The sequence below is a fragment of the Vibrio sp. Vb0937 genome (assembly GCF_033338855.1).
Window position 1 is genome coordinate 1 of sequence record NZ_JAWOTK010000202.1, and the last position, 1,374, is coordinate 1,374.

At 43.8% G+C, this 1,374-nt stretch carries 1 protein-coding gene and 1 pseudogene; one reads left to right on the plus strand and one right to left on the minus strand.

What is annotated here, in order from left to right:
- Positions 1-105: pseudogene (locus R7P67_RS24415) on the minus strand (helicase IV); the annotation flags it as partial.
- Positions 106-562: 457 nt separating this feature from the next.
- Between R7P67_RS24415 and R7P67_RS24420 the strand changes: the two are divergent.
- Positions 563-1,374: FUSC family membrane protein (locus R7P67_RS24420; protein ID WP_318086262.1), on the plus strand; the 812-nt coding region annotated here is incomplete at its 3' end.

The window sequence follows — 1,374 nt, forward strand, 5'->3', positions numbered from 1 at the left end:
TTCACTGCCAATTGAGCTTAATAAAACACTGTTCTCTTTTATTTCGACATGATAATACTCATTTTGAATAAAAAACTGTGCTTTGCTAGTGGCAGTAAGCTGCATGAAACGTGCGCCTTTTAAGTGAGAAGTTGTCGATTTATATCATTTTAGGGCTTCAAATTGTAGCAGCGACCGCCACCTAAATACGCATCTTCCTTGATTCTTTAATAAAATTCACATTACTGCTGATTTTGTGAACATAATTGTCATTACTTCAACGCTATAAACCCAAACTCTAGACGGTTTTCGCATCCGAAAACTGCTCTGCATTCTTAAGTCAATGACATTTCTGTCGATTTCATAACCAAGCGTGATTTTTTCTTAAATTAAATCATAAACACGCTATAGTGAGCTTGGTAACATATCCAAACAACTTCAAGATGATAGCGCCCGTGAAAGCCGTTTGTTTTAAGGCTCAATTGGTGAGCGTTAACCGTGAGAACGTCAACTTTCTAACGCCGTCATCCTTGAGTGAAATTGGGAATTTTTCTCCGTTTTTATCGGAAATGTAAGGCGCATTGTGCAAGCAGCTTCTAAATTTCGCCTCTATTGGGCAAATAAAACCATTAACTACAGCATTCTTATATTGATCACCCTGTTGGGTGTCGTTATTCCTGCTTGGTACTTCGGACAAAACACCTTGATCACACCTCTCATACTAGGTGTGATTGCCGCTGCACTAGCGGAAAGTGATGACAGCTTTATGGGACGAATCAAAGCTCTGATTCTCACGTTTATCTGTTTCGCGGTTGCGGCCTTCTCTATTGAAATACTGTTTCACACCCCTTGGCTGTTTGCCACGGGTCTGTTTATTTCCACGTTTGGCTTTATCATGCTTGGCGCAATTGGGCCGAAATATGCCAGTATCGCATTTGGTTCGTTGCTGATCGCCATTTACACCATGCTCGGCGCGCACGAAAGCACGAATATTTGGTTCCAGCCGTTGTTACTGCTAACTGGTGCCGCTTGGTATTACTTTATGTCGATGATCTGGCAAATGTTCTGGCCGTTGCAGCCGGTGCAATTAAGCCTCGCGAACGTGTTTCTTGCGCTTGCTAATTATCTCGATGCCAAAGCCAAGCTTTTCCACCCAGTCACGAACCTTGCACCGCAACCAATGCGTATTGAAGCGGCTCGCCTTAATGCTGCAACGGTCACCGCACTCAATGCGTGTAAAGCAACGCTACTCACCCGTTCCAAGCGTGGTCATGTAGACGGACCAAGTGACCGATTCTTGAATATCTATTTTATCGCGCAAGACATTCACGAACGCGTGAGTTCGAGCCACTACCGCTACCAAGATTTGGCAACGGAGTTTGAGCGTTCAGACGT